General features: G+C 31.7%; 10 protein-coding genes. 6 read left to right on the top strand and 4 right to left on the bottom strand.

Going from position 1 to position 15,099, the window contains the following annotated elements; genetic code table 11:
* Window positions 1-125: 125 nt before the first annotated feature.
* Window positions 126-707 (bottom strand): RNA polymerase sigma factor, encoded by a 582-nt coding sequence (locus NJT12_RS07860; protein ID WP_271335333.1) that lies wholly within the window; start codon window positions 705-707, stop codon window positions 126-128.
* 122 nt (window positions 708-829) lie between these two features.
* On the opposite strand from NJT12_RS07860, the gene NJT12_RS07855 reads away from it, so the two are divergent.
* The 6 genes from NJT12_RS07855 to NJT12_RS07830 all read left to right on the top strand — a co-directional run bounded on the left by NJT12_RS07855 (window position 830) and on the right by NJT12_RS07830 (window position 12,253).
* The gene (locus NJT12_RS07855; protein WP_271335332.1) at window positions 830-1,972 is read left to right on the top strand and encodes a FecR family protein; all 1,143 of its coding nucleotides are present in this window, start codon (window positions 830-832) and stop codon (window positions 1,970-1,972) included.
* 161 nt (window positions 1,973-2,133) lie between these two features.
* Window positions 2,134-5,577, top strand: a complete 3,444-nt coding sequence (locus NJT12_RS07850) for a TonB-dependent receptor (RefSeq protein ID WP_271335331.1) — start codon at window positions 2,134-2,136, stop codon at window positions 5,575-5,577.
* 8 nt (window positions 5,578-5,585) lie between these two features.
* Window positions 5,586-7,007 (top strand): RagB/SusD family nutrient uptake outer membrane protein, encoded by a 1,422-nt coding sequence (locus NJT12_RS07845; RefSeq protein ID WP_271335330.1) that lies wholly within the window; start codon window positions 5,586-5,588, stop codon window positions 7,005-7,007.
* Window positions 7,008-7,118: 111 nt separating this feature from the next.
* Window positions 7,119-8,150 carry a TlpA family protein disulfide reductase gene (locus NJT12_RS07840; protein WP_271335329.1) on the top strand — a complete coding sequence of 344 codons (1,032 nt, stop codon included), beginning with the start codon at window positions 7,119-7,121 and terminating at the stop codon, window positions 8,148-8,150.
* A 215-nt stretch (window positions 8,151-8,365) separates the two neighbouring features.
* Complete coding sequence (locus tag NJT12_RS07835; protein WP_271335328.1) at window positions 8,366-11,173, top strand: M16 family metallopeptidase; 2,808 nt, start codon at window positions 8,366-8,368, stop codon at window positions 11,171-11,173.
* Window positions 11,174-11,464: 291 nt separating this feature from the next.
* On the top strand, window positions 11,465-12,253 hold the full coding sequence (locus NJT12_RS07830; protein ID WP_271335327.1) for a transposase: 789 nt from the start codon (window positions 11,465-11,467) through the stop codon (window positions 12,251-12,253).
* A 304-nt stretch (window positions 12,254-12,557) separates the two neighbouring features.
* On the opposite strand, the gene NJT12_RS07825 is transcribed toward NJT12_RS07830, so the two are convergent.
* From NJT12_RS07825 to NJT12_RS07815, 3 genes are all read right to left on the bottom strand, one after another.
* Entirely contained in the window at window positions 12,558-13,133 is a 576-nt protein-coding gene (locus tag NJT12_RS07825) for an ATP-binding cassette domain-containing protein (protein ID WP_271335326.1), read from the bottom strand.
* The gene (locus NJT12_RS07820) at window positions 13,121-13,912 is read right to left on the bottom strand and encodes an HlyD family secretion protein (RefSeq protein WP_271335325.1); all 792 of its coding nucleotides are present in this window, start codon (window positions 13,910-13,912) and stop codon (window positions 13,121-13,123) included. The genes NJT12_RS07825 and NJT12_RS07820 overlap by 13 nt, the downstream gene beginning before the upstream one ends.
* Before the next feature lie 211 nt (window positions 13,913-14,123).
* The gene (locus NJT12_RS07815; protein ID WP_271335324.1) at window positions 14,124-14,270 is read right to left on the bottom strand and encodes a hypothetical protein; all 147 of its coding nucleotides are present in this window, start codon (window positions 14,268-14,270) and stop codon (window positions 14,124-14,126) included.
* Window positions 14,271-15,099 lie beyond the last annotated feature (829 nt).

The following is a 15,099-nucleotide window of genomic DNA, read 5'->3' as shown; positions in this document are numbered from 1 at the left end:
GAGCAAAGGTTTATTGTCAAATAAGTAAATAAACAAGTAACTTAGTAAAGCAGAAGAAGGACAGTCAATAACAAGGGTCTTGCTTATTTTTCTTGTAATACCGCAAAGTAATAATTTTAGGATTTTCAACGACTGAATATCAGAAAAAAGAACGCCCTGTTCTTTTCCTCCAAAGCAGAACTAAGCACTGAGAATGCTTTTGTAATTTGTGCTTCAACTGCTTTCACAGTAATCTTCAAATAGTCGGCAATTTCGTTATTTGTCAGCCCTTCTTTTTTACTTAAAATGAAGATTTCTTTACACTTTGGCGGAAGTTTTTCAATTTCTTTATTTATAACAAAAAGCATTTGTTCAAAGTTGTCGGAATTGTCCTCCCAAACAAATGCATTTAAAGTTTCAAAATATCTTTTCTCCAGTGTCGTAAGCAACTGATTTTTTCTATACTGATCTATAAATTCATTATAAACCGACTTGTACAAAAAACTTTTGAAAGATTGATCAATTTTTAGATTTTCACGCTGTATCCACAATCTAAGAAATACATTTTGAACAATATCCTCGGCAGCAAAAATATTTCGGATCAAACTGTCGGCATATAAACATAGTTTGTGGTAATAAACATCCATAAGATAGCTATAAGCTTTTTCATTACCTTCTTTTAAGGATTGAAGTAAGATAGTATTATCGCTATAAAGATCACTTTTCATAAAAGCAAATTAAAGTAATATTAATTAAAATAATACTATTAATAAAAAAATATTCTAAAAATGGTAGGGTATTATTGTTTTTGTTCGTCATAGGCTAAATAATCCAAATGACACAATTTAAAATGGAAGTATTAATCTTGAAATTTATAAATAATGAGGCTTCACCAGAAGATATAATTGCTATTTCAAACTGGCTTGATCAAGATGTAAATCACCAAAAGGTGTTCAATGATTTGATAAAGACTAACTACACGGTTAATTGTAGCCAAAAAACGTTTAACACTGATGCTGCAAAAAAACAATTTCTACAAAAAATTAAAGAAGAAAAAAGCGTCTTTTTTAAAGCGAGAATTCGCTCTTATTTTAAATATGCTGCAATTTTTATAGTATTCTTAAGTGCTTTTTATTTGTTTAAGATTAATATTTTTTTTAAGGCCACCGATACCCAAGCAATTCTGAGAGAAGAGTCGATTACGTTACAATCGGAAAATGGAAGTATACAAATTATTAATCCTATAAATACACAAATAATCACAGATAACCAGGGTAAAGTAATTGGAAGTCAACACAAAAATAAAATCGTTTATGCTGGAGAACTGAATTTGGAAAAACTGGTTTACAACACGATCAGCGTACCCAATGGAAAACGATTCGAATTGATTTTATCCGATGGCACTAGCATACAATTAAACTCGGGAACGTCTTTAAAATTTCCCGTAAACTTCGTCAAAGGAGAGATTCGTCAGGTATTTCTAAATGGTGAAGCTTATTTTGATGTAACAAAGGATCCGCGACATCCATTTTTGGTAAGTTCAAGTGATATGAATGTAAAAGTTTTGGGAACTAAATTTAATGTGACTTCTTATAAAAACGATGCCAAAACATATACGGTTTTAGTTGAAGGCAAAGTGGCTGCATCGGATCATTTAAATCACGAAGAAGTAATCTTAAAACCATCTGAGCGAGTTTATTTTGAGGGCAAACAATTAAAAGTAGAACCAGTAAACGTTCGAAAATATATTGCCTGGATTTCTGGAGAACTAATGTTTATAGATGATTCTTTTGCTGTTATTACCAATAAACTAGAGCGAAAATACAATGTTCAGATTATAAACAATTACGAAGACTTGAATAGCATTATTATCACTGCCACTTTTAAAAACGAAAATATTGACCAAGTTCTAAAAACTTTTCAAACTTATAAAGCTTTTAATTACACCATAAACAATAGAGTAATAACCATAACCGAACCAAAAAAAATGTAGTAATCAAACCCCAAAAAAAAAGGAAGGTGCGTCAACACCCTCCTCGTCAATTTAAAATGCTGATTTAATCTAAAACTAAAAATTAAACCAAGTGTAAACTTATGAAAAAACAACGAACAAAAAGTGCGTTGAAGCACATTTTCAGTACCCATAATTTAAAAATGAAATTAACTTTCTTGTTTTTATTTACCAGTCTATTACAGGTCAATGCATCGAGCTGTTATGGACAAAAAGACTTAGTTACCATGGATGTAAAAATGGTAGGTTTGACTACTGTTCTTCAGCTTATTGAAGAACAAACTGACTATCATTTTTTCTACAACCGAACTGAATTAAACATCAACCAAAAAATTGTTCTGAATGTTAAGCAAGAGCAGTTAAGCTCAGTTTTATCAAAATTATTCAACAACAGTACGATTGCGTATCAAATTTTGGGCAATCAAATTATTCTTAAAAAAATAAATACTTCCGAAAAAAAGACAGAAAATAACGTAGCTGTTCAGCAAAAACACTTAGAAGGAATTGTTACAGATAAAGCTGGGCTTCCGTTAGTAGGTGTTTCTGTAATGATAGAAGGAACGAATTACGAAGCAACTACCGACTTTGACGGAAAATTCAAATTTGTTTCTGACTACAATGCCAAATTTTTGATTTTCTCTCAAGTAGGTTTCGAACCTAGACGCGTAGCAGTTGATGGTAGGACTGCTTTTAAAATTGTTCTTTCACCAGAACTAAATGAACTCGAAGAAGTTGTACTTGTTGGTTATGGTAAGCAAAAACGTAACGAATTCTCTGGTGCCGTATCTACTTTAGATGCCAAAGATATCGTGCAGGCAGCAACAGGAACAATAGGTTTTGACAGAGCATTGGGTGGTTTAGCAGCAGGCGTTCAAGTATCTCAAAATACTGGGCGTCCAGGTGCGCCGGTTCGTATAAATATTAGAGGAATTACTTCGCCATTCTCTTCAGTAGGAGGCGGATTAAATCAGCCTTTATTTGTAATTGATGGTGTGCCGTTTAATATTGATGCTTTGCAAGGCGCCAATCCCCTATCCACATTAAATCCTAACGATATAGAAAGTTTTGATGTTTTAAAAGATGCCGGAGCTACTGCAATTTATGGCTCTCGTGGAGCTAATGGAGTTATTATTATTAAAACCAAAAGAGGCAAAAAAAATCAAGCTCCAAAATTAAACTTTTCTTATGCAACGACATTTGCTCAGCCTATCAATAAAGTCGGCGCTTTAAATTCAAGTCAATATAAAAGTTTCTACAATTTATTGGTTAACAATAGCGTCGATGCGATGAACAGTGGTCAACTAGATCCTTTTTTATCTTACGATTTAGCAAATATTGCCAAAGTAGATTTAGATTTCGATACTTTCCAAGTAAGCAATGGCGGTATCAACGATAATTATTTTGGAAATGCTAATACAGACTGGAACAAAGAAGTTTTTAGGAGTATGGCTGTAACAAAACAAGCTCATTTGAGTTTGAGCGGTGGCAGCGAAAAAACAGATTATAATTTTAGCACTTCATTTATAGACCAAGAGGGTTTAACTATAAATGATAAAATGAAACAATATAATTTAGGAATTTCCTTTGATACTGATATAAGCAATCACGTAAAAATGGGAAGCTCTGTAAATGTTGGTCATACAGAGGTTAATTCTGGAGAAAACGATGTTTTAAATCAGTTTACAATCAATACTTCAATTGCTCGCGCTCGTCCGGATTTACCCGTTAGAGATGAAAATGGTAAATTGTTAGGTCAGCCGGATTATCAATATGGGTTTATGACTTTAGAGCCAAATCCTTTAATGCGATTGAGTAACAAAACCAATAACAAAGCCTATAATTTTATCGGCAATACTTATATTGAAGCGGAGCCATTAAAAGATTTAAAGTTAAAAGCAGACGTAAATGCTTCTGTCTTTTACAATAAAAACAGTTCGTTTATTCCTAAAATTACAGAAACTGATTTTATATATTATCCTAATGATTCTTATTTAAATGAAGAAGATGGCTTAGTGTCTAATATCACAACGAATTTGACTGCTAATTACAACTTTAAAATTTCAGAGCATAAATTCGGTGCATTAGCAGGAGCTGCCTGGGATAAAACAAACTTTAATAATTCAAGTCATTTATACAGCGGTTTTCCTGATGACGAGGTTTTAATCAATGCAACATCAGCGCGAACTGTAATTGGATATGCCAGCAATCGTGTAGAAACAGGATTGTATTCGTTGTTCTCTCGTTTGAATTATGGTTACAAAGATTTGTATAATGCTACTGTAAATTTTAGAACTGATACTTCTTCAAAATTTGGTCCAGATAATAAAAGAGCGTACTTCCCGTCTTTGTCTGCAAGTTGGAATATTAATAATGAAAGTTTTTTAGCTGATGTAAGCAACATCAACATTTTAAAACTAAGAGCGAGTGTTGGAAAAGTGGGTTCTACTAACGTTTCTGATTTTGCTTTCTTACAGTTTTTTCAAAACACAGCATCTAACATCTATAACGGAAGTTCGGCCATTGTACCAGAAAACAACTTCCCAAATCCAAACATTGGATGGGAAACTACCAAAGAGGTTAATTTAGGTTTAGATTTCGGTTTCTTCCACAATCGCATAAAAGGAAGTTTTGATATTTACGATAGAAAAACAACCGGTGCTTTAGTAAAAACACCAATTCCTTTTGAACTTGGACCTAACTCTTATTTCTCTAATTTCATGGATGTTTCAAATAAGGGAATTGAAATCACTTTAGGCGGCGATATCATCAGAAGTCAGGATTTTGTTTGGTCAACTAGTTTTAACTGGTCTTTAAACAGAAACAAACTCGAAAAATTAAACGGTGCCAGTATCAATTCGTACCAATTAGATTATTACATCGAAGGAGAACCCGTAGGTACGATTATGGGATATAAAGTAGCTAAAATTTTCCAATCGCAAGACGAAGTTGATGCTTTAAATGCAGCTTCACCATCAGGAATTTATGATAAAGCCTCAACTACTGTTGGTGACTTTATGATGGAAGACGTTAACGATGATGGTCAGATTAATGCTAATGACAGAGCGATAATAGGAAATATTCAACCGGACTTTTTTGGCGGAATATCAAATACATTCGCTTACAAGAATTTTAGTCTAAATGCATTGTTTCAATATTCTGTAGGAGCGAAATCAATTTGGAGTGCAATTCCAACAGGTATTTATAACACATTGGGAGAAAATAAATATACTGAATACGCCCTAAATACCTGGACACCTGAAAATACTAATGCTCGTTATGCAAAAGCAGTATATACAGATCCATCATCTAATGGAAGAATTTCAGATAGATACATTTATGACACGTCTTATTTACGTCTAAAAAGCATCCAGTTAAGTTATAATTTCGACCAAAAACTAATCAACAGAATTGGTATAGAAAGCGCAAAACTGACATTAACGGGCACAAATTTAGTGACTTGGACAAAATGGCCTGGAATTGATCCTGAAACTTTCTCTGAAAGAGGCACTATCACAGATCAAATCAACAATGAAGATCCGTATCCATTAGCTAAGTCGTACTCTTTAGGAGTTCAAGTTCAATTTTAAATTCAAAAATGATGAAACAACATTTTATAAAGATCAATACGATTTTACTTCTTTCAATAGCATTAACCACTGCAAGCTGTAATATTGACGATATACAACCCAATAATAAATTAACAACAGATAATACTGTACGCGATGAGGCTTCGGCTCAATTAGTTCTGAATGGTGTTTATGATTTAGGAAAAGAGTTTGATGTAAGCTTTTTTCCCTTGCATTTAGCAGCTTATGGCAACGAAGGATTGATCTCGGGTTTTATGAGTGGCAGTAAAGGATTTAACACTAACGAAGTCCCGGTAGATAATATCTTTTTGACGAATTTATATAGCGGTCATTACAAAATTATTAATTCTGCTAATTTCCTAATTCAGGAATTAGAAGCAGGAAAAGCCATTGGTATTTCTGAAGAAAAAAAAGGAGCAATGATTGCTCAGGCAAAGTTCCAACGAGCTTTTACTTATTTTAATTTGTTGCGTTACTTTGGAGAATTCTACGATTTAAATTCTTCTTACGGAGTAGTTTTAAGAACTAATTTCTCGACTGTACTCGAGGCAAAACCTAGAAATACAGTAGCAGAGGTATACAAACAGATAGAAGATGATTTACTATACGCATCACTTTTGGGGCCAGTAAACATAGACCATTTTTATTCTGGAAGTCTTGCTGCCAAAGCCCTGTTGTCAAAAGTTTATTTGTACGAAAGAAAATTTACAGAAGCCGCCACTCTAGCAGATGAAGTAATAAACAATGCCGAAGGCTACATGTTGGAAGCACAATATTCAGATATCTTTAAAAATAGTTTCAAGTCATCTGAAGTTATTTTCGCTCCAATAACAGGCCCGGATAATGAAGGAAAAACAGCCATGTATCAGGTAAACACCACAACATACAGTCAAACCTTAAAAAGTTTAGCCGATGCTCAGGTAGGAACTTTTAATGACGGTAGTTTGTCAGGTACAGGTTCAGGATACGATCCACGTTTTGCGTTTGCCTACTCAAACATCACAAAAAAGTCAAATGGAAACGGTAAATATCCATTTTTAAACACAATTGCATCTCAAGGAAATACCCTGTATCATTTGCGTCTTGCTGAAATATACTTAATTAAAGCTGAAGCAGAAACTCGTAAGACAGGTGGAGATCTAACTTTAGCATTAGAAAGTCTAAACGAAATAAGAAATCGCGCAGGAGTAGCCGAAAAAGAACTTACTGATAAAACAACTCTACTAGAAGATATTCGCAACGAAAAATTACTAGAACTATTTTTTGAAAATGGCGAAGGGTGGTTTGATATCGTACGATATGTAAATCTTGGAAATCTTAAAGCATCATCAGTCAAAGCTACTTTGGTATCTCCTAATCAATTTGTTCTGCCAATACCATTACAAATAATAGCAGGAAATAAAACAGTCACACAAAACAAAGGCTACTAGCCTTTTCACTATTCTAAAAGCAGAGTGTACCTATTTCGAAAAAGATAAATCTATAATCAAATTATCGATACACGCTCATTTCTTAAACTTAAATTTAATAAATCTAAAAAAATGAAAAAATTACAAGCATTGGCATTACTAGTTGTAATGCTTTCTTGCCAAAAAATAATAGCGCAAAAAGAGTATGCAATAGTACACGGAAAAATAGAAAATCCAATCGAAGGATTAGGAGTACGATTATTTGATCCCATTAGTTCAAAAAGCGTTACAATAAAAGTAGCTGCTGACGGAACATATAGAGATACCTTAAAATTGGATAAACCCATATTATTTAATACTTTTTATGATAAGTTCTTCAATGTATATCTTATAAATGATATGAATTTAGAAATTAATTTTGATGCAAAAAACATTTATAAAAGCATCACAATCAGCGGAAAAGGAGAAAAAGAAAACAACTTTTTAAGAACCAAATCTAAACTGGAAGCAGATTTATATGGGAGTGATTATATGGAGTTTTTAAACTTAGAAAAAACAGTTTTTGATGCTAAAATAAATAAATTTTCAGCTGATTTCACGTCACTACTAAAGCAAAAAAAATCAGATCTTGATCCTAATTTTGTAACCATCCAATTAAAAATGTTTGAAAACTTGACAAAAGGTCTTCTTCAGCAATATACAGATGAACAAAGAAATAAAAGTGAATTAGGTATAGGAATGCCTTCACCAGAGTTTAAAAATTATATTAATTACAAAGAAGGAAAATCCTCTCTTAAAGATTTCAGAGGAAGCTTTGTTTTTATTGACGTTTGGGCAACATGGTGCGGACCATGCAAATACGAAATGCCATTTATTGCAAAAGTAGAAAAACAATTTCACGGTAAGAACATAAAATTTGTTAGCATATCTGTAGACCGTTTAAAAGATGAAATAAAATGGCGCAACATGATTAAAGCACAAGGTTTGACCGGAATTCAGCTTTTGGCAGACAAAGAGATAGCATCATCATTTATAGCGGCTTACTATATTCAGGCTATTCCACGTTTTATTATTTTAGATAAAGAAGGAAAAATTGTCAATTCCGATGCTCCAAGACCATCAGAGCCAGAATTAGTCGAGATCTTAAAATCTCTTAATATTTAAATAACTTTTTAAAAACTAGCTTTAATAATCAGAGAAAAGGTCTTTCTGGTTATTAAATTCAATTCATTTTTGTTTCCATTTTTTAAACATTAATCTCTGTAGAAAATAGTTTATTATTAAAAGGTTAATATGCTTATCTCGAAAAAATGTATAAATAATATCCCTTTTAAAATTTACGTTAAATCAGGGCAGGAAACGTAATTATATAAAAAAACATGAAAAATTTATTAACTGTATTTTTTATTTTAGTAACAGCGCATACTGTTACAGCACAAGAACTAAAATTAAACGATCCGCTTCCGGTAAATACCCGAATTAAAAAAGGAGTTTTAAAAAATGGTATGACGTATTATATCTATAAAACAGATGTAATTAAAAATGTTGCGAGTTATTACATTATTCAAAATGTGGGTTCTATTTTAGAGAATGATGACCAGCAAGGACTTGCACATTTTCTAGAACACATGGCTTTTAATGGAACTAAAAATTTTCCGGGAAAAGGCATTTTGAATACACTTCAAAAACATGGAGCAGTTTTCGCAAAAGACATTAATGCTTATACAGCTTTTGACGAAACGGTTTATAACATGGACAATATCCCCACAAACGTACCCGGATTAGTAGATAGTTCTTTATTGATTTTACATGATTGGGCAGATGGTTTATCTCTTACAGAGTCAGAAATAGATTCAGAACGTGGCGTAATTAAAGAAGAGTGGCGAACAAGACAAAATGGGTATATGCGTCTTTTCAAGAAATCATTGCCTACGATGTTTAATAAGACCAAATATGCTGATCGTATGCCAATTGGTTCAATGACTGTAATTGATAATTTTAAGTACAAAGCGTTACGAGATTTTTACCACGATTGGTACAGAACAGATTTGCAAGCCATTGCAATAGTTGGTGATATTGATGTAGCAGAAATAGAACAAAAAATAGAAAAGTTATTTGGTCCAATCCCCGGGATAAAAAATCCGGCACAAAGAATAATTACAGAAATTCCGGATAATGAAAATATGCTTTATAATTTAGGAACCGATCAAGAAGTCGCTACCTCAACGATTTCTTTTACAATCAATCAGCCCAAATCCTTAAAAGACGAAACAGTAGCCGATTTAAAAGAATCGCTTTTTAATGGAATGCTTTTAAGAATGTTAAATTCAAGACTTAGAGAGATTTCTCAAAAACCAGAGGCTCCATTTGTTTCAGCAAGTTGCAGTTATTCCAGTTTAGCGAGAGCAAATAATAGCTTTGGTTTACTAATCTCTCCAAAACCAAATCAGCAACAAGAAGCATTTAAAGCTGCATTGACAGAATTAAATCGTATCGTAAAATTTGCTTTTACGCAAGAAGAAATTGGTAGAACTAAAGCTTATTATACTAATCTTTATCAAACTAAAATTAGTAAAATTGACCAGACTCCTCACGCAGAAATAGTCAACACAATTCAGAAGAACTATCTGGAAAATGAGGCTATTACTGACATTATAAAGGAATTTGATATCATTAAAATTATTTTTAATGAAATGACTCCTCAGGATTTAAATGATCATGTTAAAATATTATACACTGCAAAAAACAGAGTCTTAGATGTTACAGGAGTCGAAAATGAAAATAATCTTTCGCTGGATGAAGCTTTAAAAATTATTAACCAAGTTGAAAACGACGTTAGTATAATAGCTTATAAAGATGAATTTGTTGGCAAAACATTGATTTCAGGTACTCAGATTAAATCAGGTAAAATTGTATCTGAAAAAAATAACAAGGAATTAGGTTCAACTCGTTTTGTATTAAGCAACGGCGTAGTTGTAGATTACAAATTTACAGACATTGAAAAAAACAACGTACTACTTGAAGCAGTAAGCTTTGGAGGTAACTCTGTGATCAAAGATTCCGACCTTCCTTCTGCAGCAATGATGGGTACTTTAGCAAGAATGTCTGGTTTAGGAGATTATAACGCTACAGATATATCTAAAATTCTGGCGGGAAAAAATGCTAATACAAGAGTAGAAATTACAGCATTAGAAGAAAATATTTCGGGAATGACTACTACTAAAGATGTCGAAACTATGCTTCAATTAGTGCATTTGCAATTTGTAAAACCCCGTTTTGACGAAAGCAGTTTTAAGGTTTTACAAAACAATTTACAAAATAGCTTAACTCAAAGAAAAAATGATATCGCTTATAAAATGCAAGATAGTATCACGACGTCTTTATATGGATTCAACAATACAAAAATGCGTCTTTTTGATGAGCAATATATAAAAGAGGTTTCGTTCGAAAAAATTAAATCCATATACAAAGAACGTTTTAAAAACCCTGCCGATTTTACTTTTTCGATAGTAGGTGATCTTTCAAAAAAAGACCTTAAACCTCTATTAGAGAAGTACATTGCTAGTTTACCCACCACAAATAAAAAAGAAAAATGGCAAGATAATTCAGTTGCTTGGTTGAAAGACACTAATAAAAAAGAAATATTCATTGCAATGGAAGACCCAAAAGCAACGGTTCGTATTTCGTTTAAAAAGCCATTGGGTTACAGCTTAAAAAACACGTACCTATTAAAAGCTTTTCAAGACATTCTGGAACTTAGATTAATGGAGACCCTAAGAGAGCAAGAAGGTGGCACATATGGAGCAAGTGTATACAGCTCTTTGTCTAAAAGGCCAAAAGAAATAGCTAATTTTTATGTGTATTTTGATTGTGATCCTGATAAAGTCGATAAACTAGTTGCCATCGTTTATAAAGAAATTCAAAAAATTGAAAATAATGAAATTGATAATAACGATTTAAAAAAAGTAGTCACAAGTTACCTTAAAGAACTAAAAGAAGAAAAGGAATACACAGGTTACGAGTTGAATGTACTGTATGATTTCAATGTAGAAGGATACAATAAAAACGACCCGAAAAATAATCTTGACTTAATAAATTCAATAACTACGCAAGACATCCAAAAGTTTGCACAAGTTCTGATGAAAGATACTCAAAGTTTTGAATTTATTTTTAAACCTAAAAAATAGTATTAAAAACACCTTTCGTTACTACTTAGTTTTTAAGTATCTGAATTAGTTATCAATAAACGAAAGTATGTATAGGGTTATTATGTAAATAGCCCTATTATTTATAATCCTTTAAATACTATTCTATTTAAAAAACAGAAGTATTAGTCAGTCATGGTCGGAAGATCATTCTTCCGACTTTTTTTTGCTTTATATTTTTAAAATATTGGTTTTTATTTGTATTATTTAATGAGAATTTTCTTGTTTAAGTTATTGATTTTATGTATATTTATTACTGTAAATTAGTAGTTTATGGCCAATTTTAAAGACCACAAAGTATCCGTTAATGAGTTGTTAGGTTTTATTCCTGAAGTACTCCTGTCACATCTTTCTACTAGCACGAAAGTAGACCACTATTCTAAAGTACTTCATGGTAAAAAAGTTTTCTACCTACTTCTATATGCTATTCTAGACAATGAAAAACTCAGTCAGCGGACATTAGAAGACACTTTTAACTATTCAGGTTTTAAAACCCTTTTTAATTTGGACGAATCAGAAACCGTTAGAAGAAGCTCTATTTCTGAGAGGCTATCTAAGATTGACTCTAGTTATTTTAAAGAAATTTTTGAATATATGTATGATCAGTTTTCTGAAAGTTATAATCAGTCAGAAAGAGATAAATACAATCTAATGAGTATAGATAGTACAATTGTTTCTGAAGCAGCTGGAAGACTCAAAGAAGGAATAGATATGAAGACGGGCAAGAAAAATATAAAATTCAGTATTTCATTTGATGGAATTCTTCCTGCTGGCGTTGAAATATTTAACACTAAGAATTATGCTTCTGAGGAAAACGCCCTTCCTGAAGCTATTTTAAAGCAAGTAAAAAAAGATGTTGATCATCGTAATATTTACATTATTGACAGAGGGCTTCAATCAACTCGGGTGATGAAAGATTTTTCTCAAAAGAATATCAAATTTGTTATCCGTTCTAAAGAAAATCGAAAATACCAGGAGATTGAATCTCTTATTAAAGAAGGTCAGGATTTAGATATTGGAGATAATTTATTAATAAAAGATAGCATTGTTGCAAATTTATAAAGGTATCTTATGAGCTGAAAAAACCGCATGGGTGGAGATTTTTTGGCAAGACCTGAAAGGCCCGGCCTTGCTTTGGCTTATCGACACGGACTACCTTTGCTCCTGAAATAAAACAAAAGCATACAGGGTCTCGGGTAAAAGAAAAAGGGTAGCAATTGGGTGCGTATGGATAAACATCATTCACAATCAACATTGACTTTGCCCGGAATGGACTGTTCACTTTACTCCGGAATGAACTGTTCAGTTTGCTCCGGAATACCCATTGACCATACATTGATAACAATTGGTAAATTTTGTTTTCCACTTAAACTAAACTTTGTTTCTTCCATAAATCATAATATTTTCCTTTTTTCTCTAATAAAATATGATGATTACCCGATTCAATGATTTTTCCATTTTCCATAACTAATATTTCATCAGCATTTGCAACTGTACTAAGCCGGTGAGCAATAATAATTATAGTTTTACCTTGCTTTTTGAAATCATCAATAACTTTTTTTACTATCAATTCAGAATTTGTATCTAATCCAGAGGTAGCTTCGTCCATTAATAAAATTTCAGGATCTTTATATAATGCCCTGGCAATAGCAATTCTTTGTTTTTGCCCACCGGATAGCATTGTTCCATTCTTACCAATCTGCGTTTCAAAACCGTTAGGTAGTTTTTCTACAAATTCGGTAATACCTAATTGTCGCGATAAATCTAGTATTCTGTTAATGTTTGGAAAAGAATCTCCTAAAGCAATATTTTCAATTATATTTCCCGAAAACAAATTAAGCTGTTGTGGTATAACTCCAACTAATTGTCTTAGGCTTTTATAATGTATAAATTGAGTATCATAGCCTCCAATATAAATTTTACCCTCATTTATTGGATACAAATTTTTGCGATAGATTGTGATGCATTAATGAAAGAACCTGTCTGAATGCCTGAAAAATTCTCTATAGTTCCAGAAATAGGAGCCAAAATCATATAATTGTTCGATTCAATATTTATTTTAGAAACCATTCCGTTCAAATTTTTCAAACGTTCTTCTAAATCTCTTTTCTGATTTTCCCAAGTCAATTTCTGCTGACTTATATAACTTTGCAATGCTTGTTTATTGAAATGCAATTCAGATTCGATTTTTTCGAAATCAGCTTTTGCAATAATATCCTTATCATACAAGATTCTATTACGGTCATGATTTATTTTTGCCTGTGAAATTTTGCTTTGCAATTCACTTTTTCCTGATTTAAATTTGAATAAATCTTCTCGCGCTGAAGATGTTAGCAAATGATTCGTTTTATTTTGTAGAAGGTTTGAAACATCATTTAGCAATGCTGAAACAGAACCTGATAATGAATCCTGAGTTCTTTTATCACTTTCTAGATTCTCTTTAGAAACTTTTAAAAGTGTATCGCCTTTTTGTACAAAAACATTGTTTTTCAATAAAGTCAATTTAACACGGCCACTTACAATTGCCATAACAGGCACATTATCCGTTTTACTACGAATAATACCGCGACTCTGACTACTAATATCTACTTTGATTACAGGAAGAAGAGACAAGAAAACAATAAGAATTAATAAGATTAAAAGGTAAATAGAAAAGTTTTTGGTTTTATTTTTGGCAATAAGATTTTCAAGGGTGTTTACTGGATCTGAACTAAAGTTCATATAATTTTAATGTTTTAATGTTAATTTAAATAAAGTACATAACATCATTTTTGTAATCAAAATTCACTAAAAAAGTACGGATTGTTCAAAAAACAATCCGCAATAATTCTCCAAAGAATAGTTGCTAACTATTAAGTAGAAATTCTCTAAGCAGAATAACAGACTTAAAGAATAACTTCAAGTTTTAACTCTTTTTATCTTCTAAATACATCTAGTTTAATAAATAATATAATGCCTTACCAGCAAATTTCCCTGAAAAATATATTAAAAAAACAGAAATCAATACAGCATAAAATATAGCTGCAAATTTTTTATCTTTTGTTCCTAAATAAGTTTTGTTAAATAAATTATTTTTCATTTTAAATATATTTTAGTTTACGTATCAAATTTTATAATAGAACAAACCTACCAAAATAGCAGGTTTGTTCTTTTATCATTAATTAAGCATATGGTGTAGAGCTTGCCCTACAGCATATCCTGCACCATAAATAGCTCCTGCAGCTCCCTTTGCAATTGAAAAAACCTCAAAACCTCCTTCAATGTTGCTTACTTTTTCTTTCTACAACTCAACGACCTGACAATCAATAGTTTCCATATAAGTTTATTTTAGTATTAATTAACTGAGTTATATCCATTATACACTCCAAGTGCAAAAAGGGCCGCTGCATAGAATAATGGACCAAATCCACCATCAATTTCCTTTACTTCCTGAGCATTATCTCATCATCCATTTCCATTTTTTGATTATTACCTGTTACTCAAATGATGCAAAAAACTGGTTTATTCCTCCGGTACAAATGTGGTACAAATATATGATAAAAAATGATTAAAAAACAGCAGAATCAAAAAAGACATCAAAAGAAAAAGCGCTGTAAACATTAAGTTTACAGCGCTTTAGCATTTATTGTTAACTGATGTTAATCAGTACTTATTTGACATATCGGTAAATAATTTAAGTGAGACTATTACTTTGATTAGCACTATAAATAATAATTTCTGATGGCAAACTTTAAATAAAAAAAATGGAGTGTTAATATTTTCTACGATATTAATCTAAAACTGGGGTAAAAAAAACAAATCAAACAAATTAAAACAATTAAAAAAGTTGCGTAGATAGTAAACATAGTACGTTTATGGCTATGATTAATTTCAGCTAATTTTAAATTTAATTTGGCTTTTTCCCGGTC

The organism is Flavobacterium azizsancarii (assembly GCF_027980145.1).
GTDB classification, from domain to species: Bacteria; Bacteroidota; Bacteroidia; order Flavobacteriales; family Flavobacteriaceae; genus Flavobacterium; species Flavobacterium azizsancarii.
The sequence above is the reverse complement of the archived record's forward strand: the minus strand, read 5'-3'. Positions and strand labels throughout refer to the sequence as shown.

What these genes read in the sequence shown, in the direction of transcription:
- NJT12_RS07860 (WP_271335333.1), bottom strand. Translation starts at nt 707, where the DNA reads ATGAAAAGTGATCTTTATAGCGATAATACTATCTTACTTCAATCCTTA.
- NJT12_RS07855 (WP_271335332.1), top strand. Translation starts at nt 830, where the DNA reads ATGGAAGTATTAATCTTGAAATTTATAAATAATGAGGCTTCACCAGAA.
- NJT12_RS07850 (WP_271335331.1), top strand. Translation starts at nt 2,134, where the DNA reads ATGAAATTAACTTTCTTGTTTTTATTTACCAGTCTATTACAGGTCAAT.
- NJT12_RS07845 (WP_271335330.1), top strand. Translation starts at nt 5,586, where the DNA reads ATGATGAAACAACATTTTATAAAGATCAATACGATTTTACTTCTTTCA.
- NJT12_RS07840 (WP_271335329.1), top strand. Translation starts at nt 7,119, where the DNA reads ATGAAAAAATTACAAGCATTGGCATTACTAGTTGTAATGCTTTCTTGC.
- NJT12_RS07835 (WP_271335328.1), top strand. Translation starts at nt 8,366, where the DNA reads ATGAAAAATTTATTAACTGTATTTTTTATTTTAGTAACAGCGCATACT.
- NJT12_RS07830 (WP_271335327.1), top strand. Translation starts at nt 11,465, where the DNA reads ATGGCCAATTTTAAAGACCACAAAGTATCCGTTAATGAGTTGTTAGGT.
- NJT12_RS07820 (WP_271335325.1), bottom strand. Translation starts at nt 13,912, where the DNA reads ATGAACTTTAGTTCAGATCCAGTAAACACCCTTGAAAATCTTATTGCC.
- NJT12_RS07815 (WP_271335324.1), bottom strand. Translation starts at nt 14,270, where the DNA reads ATGAAAAATAATTTATTTAACAAAACTTATTTAGGAACAAAAGATAAA.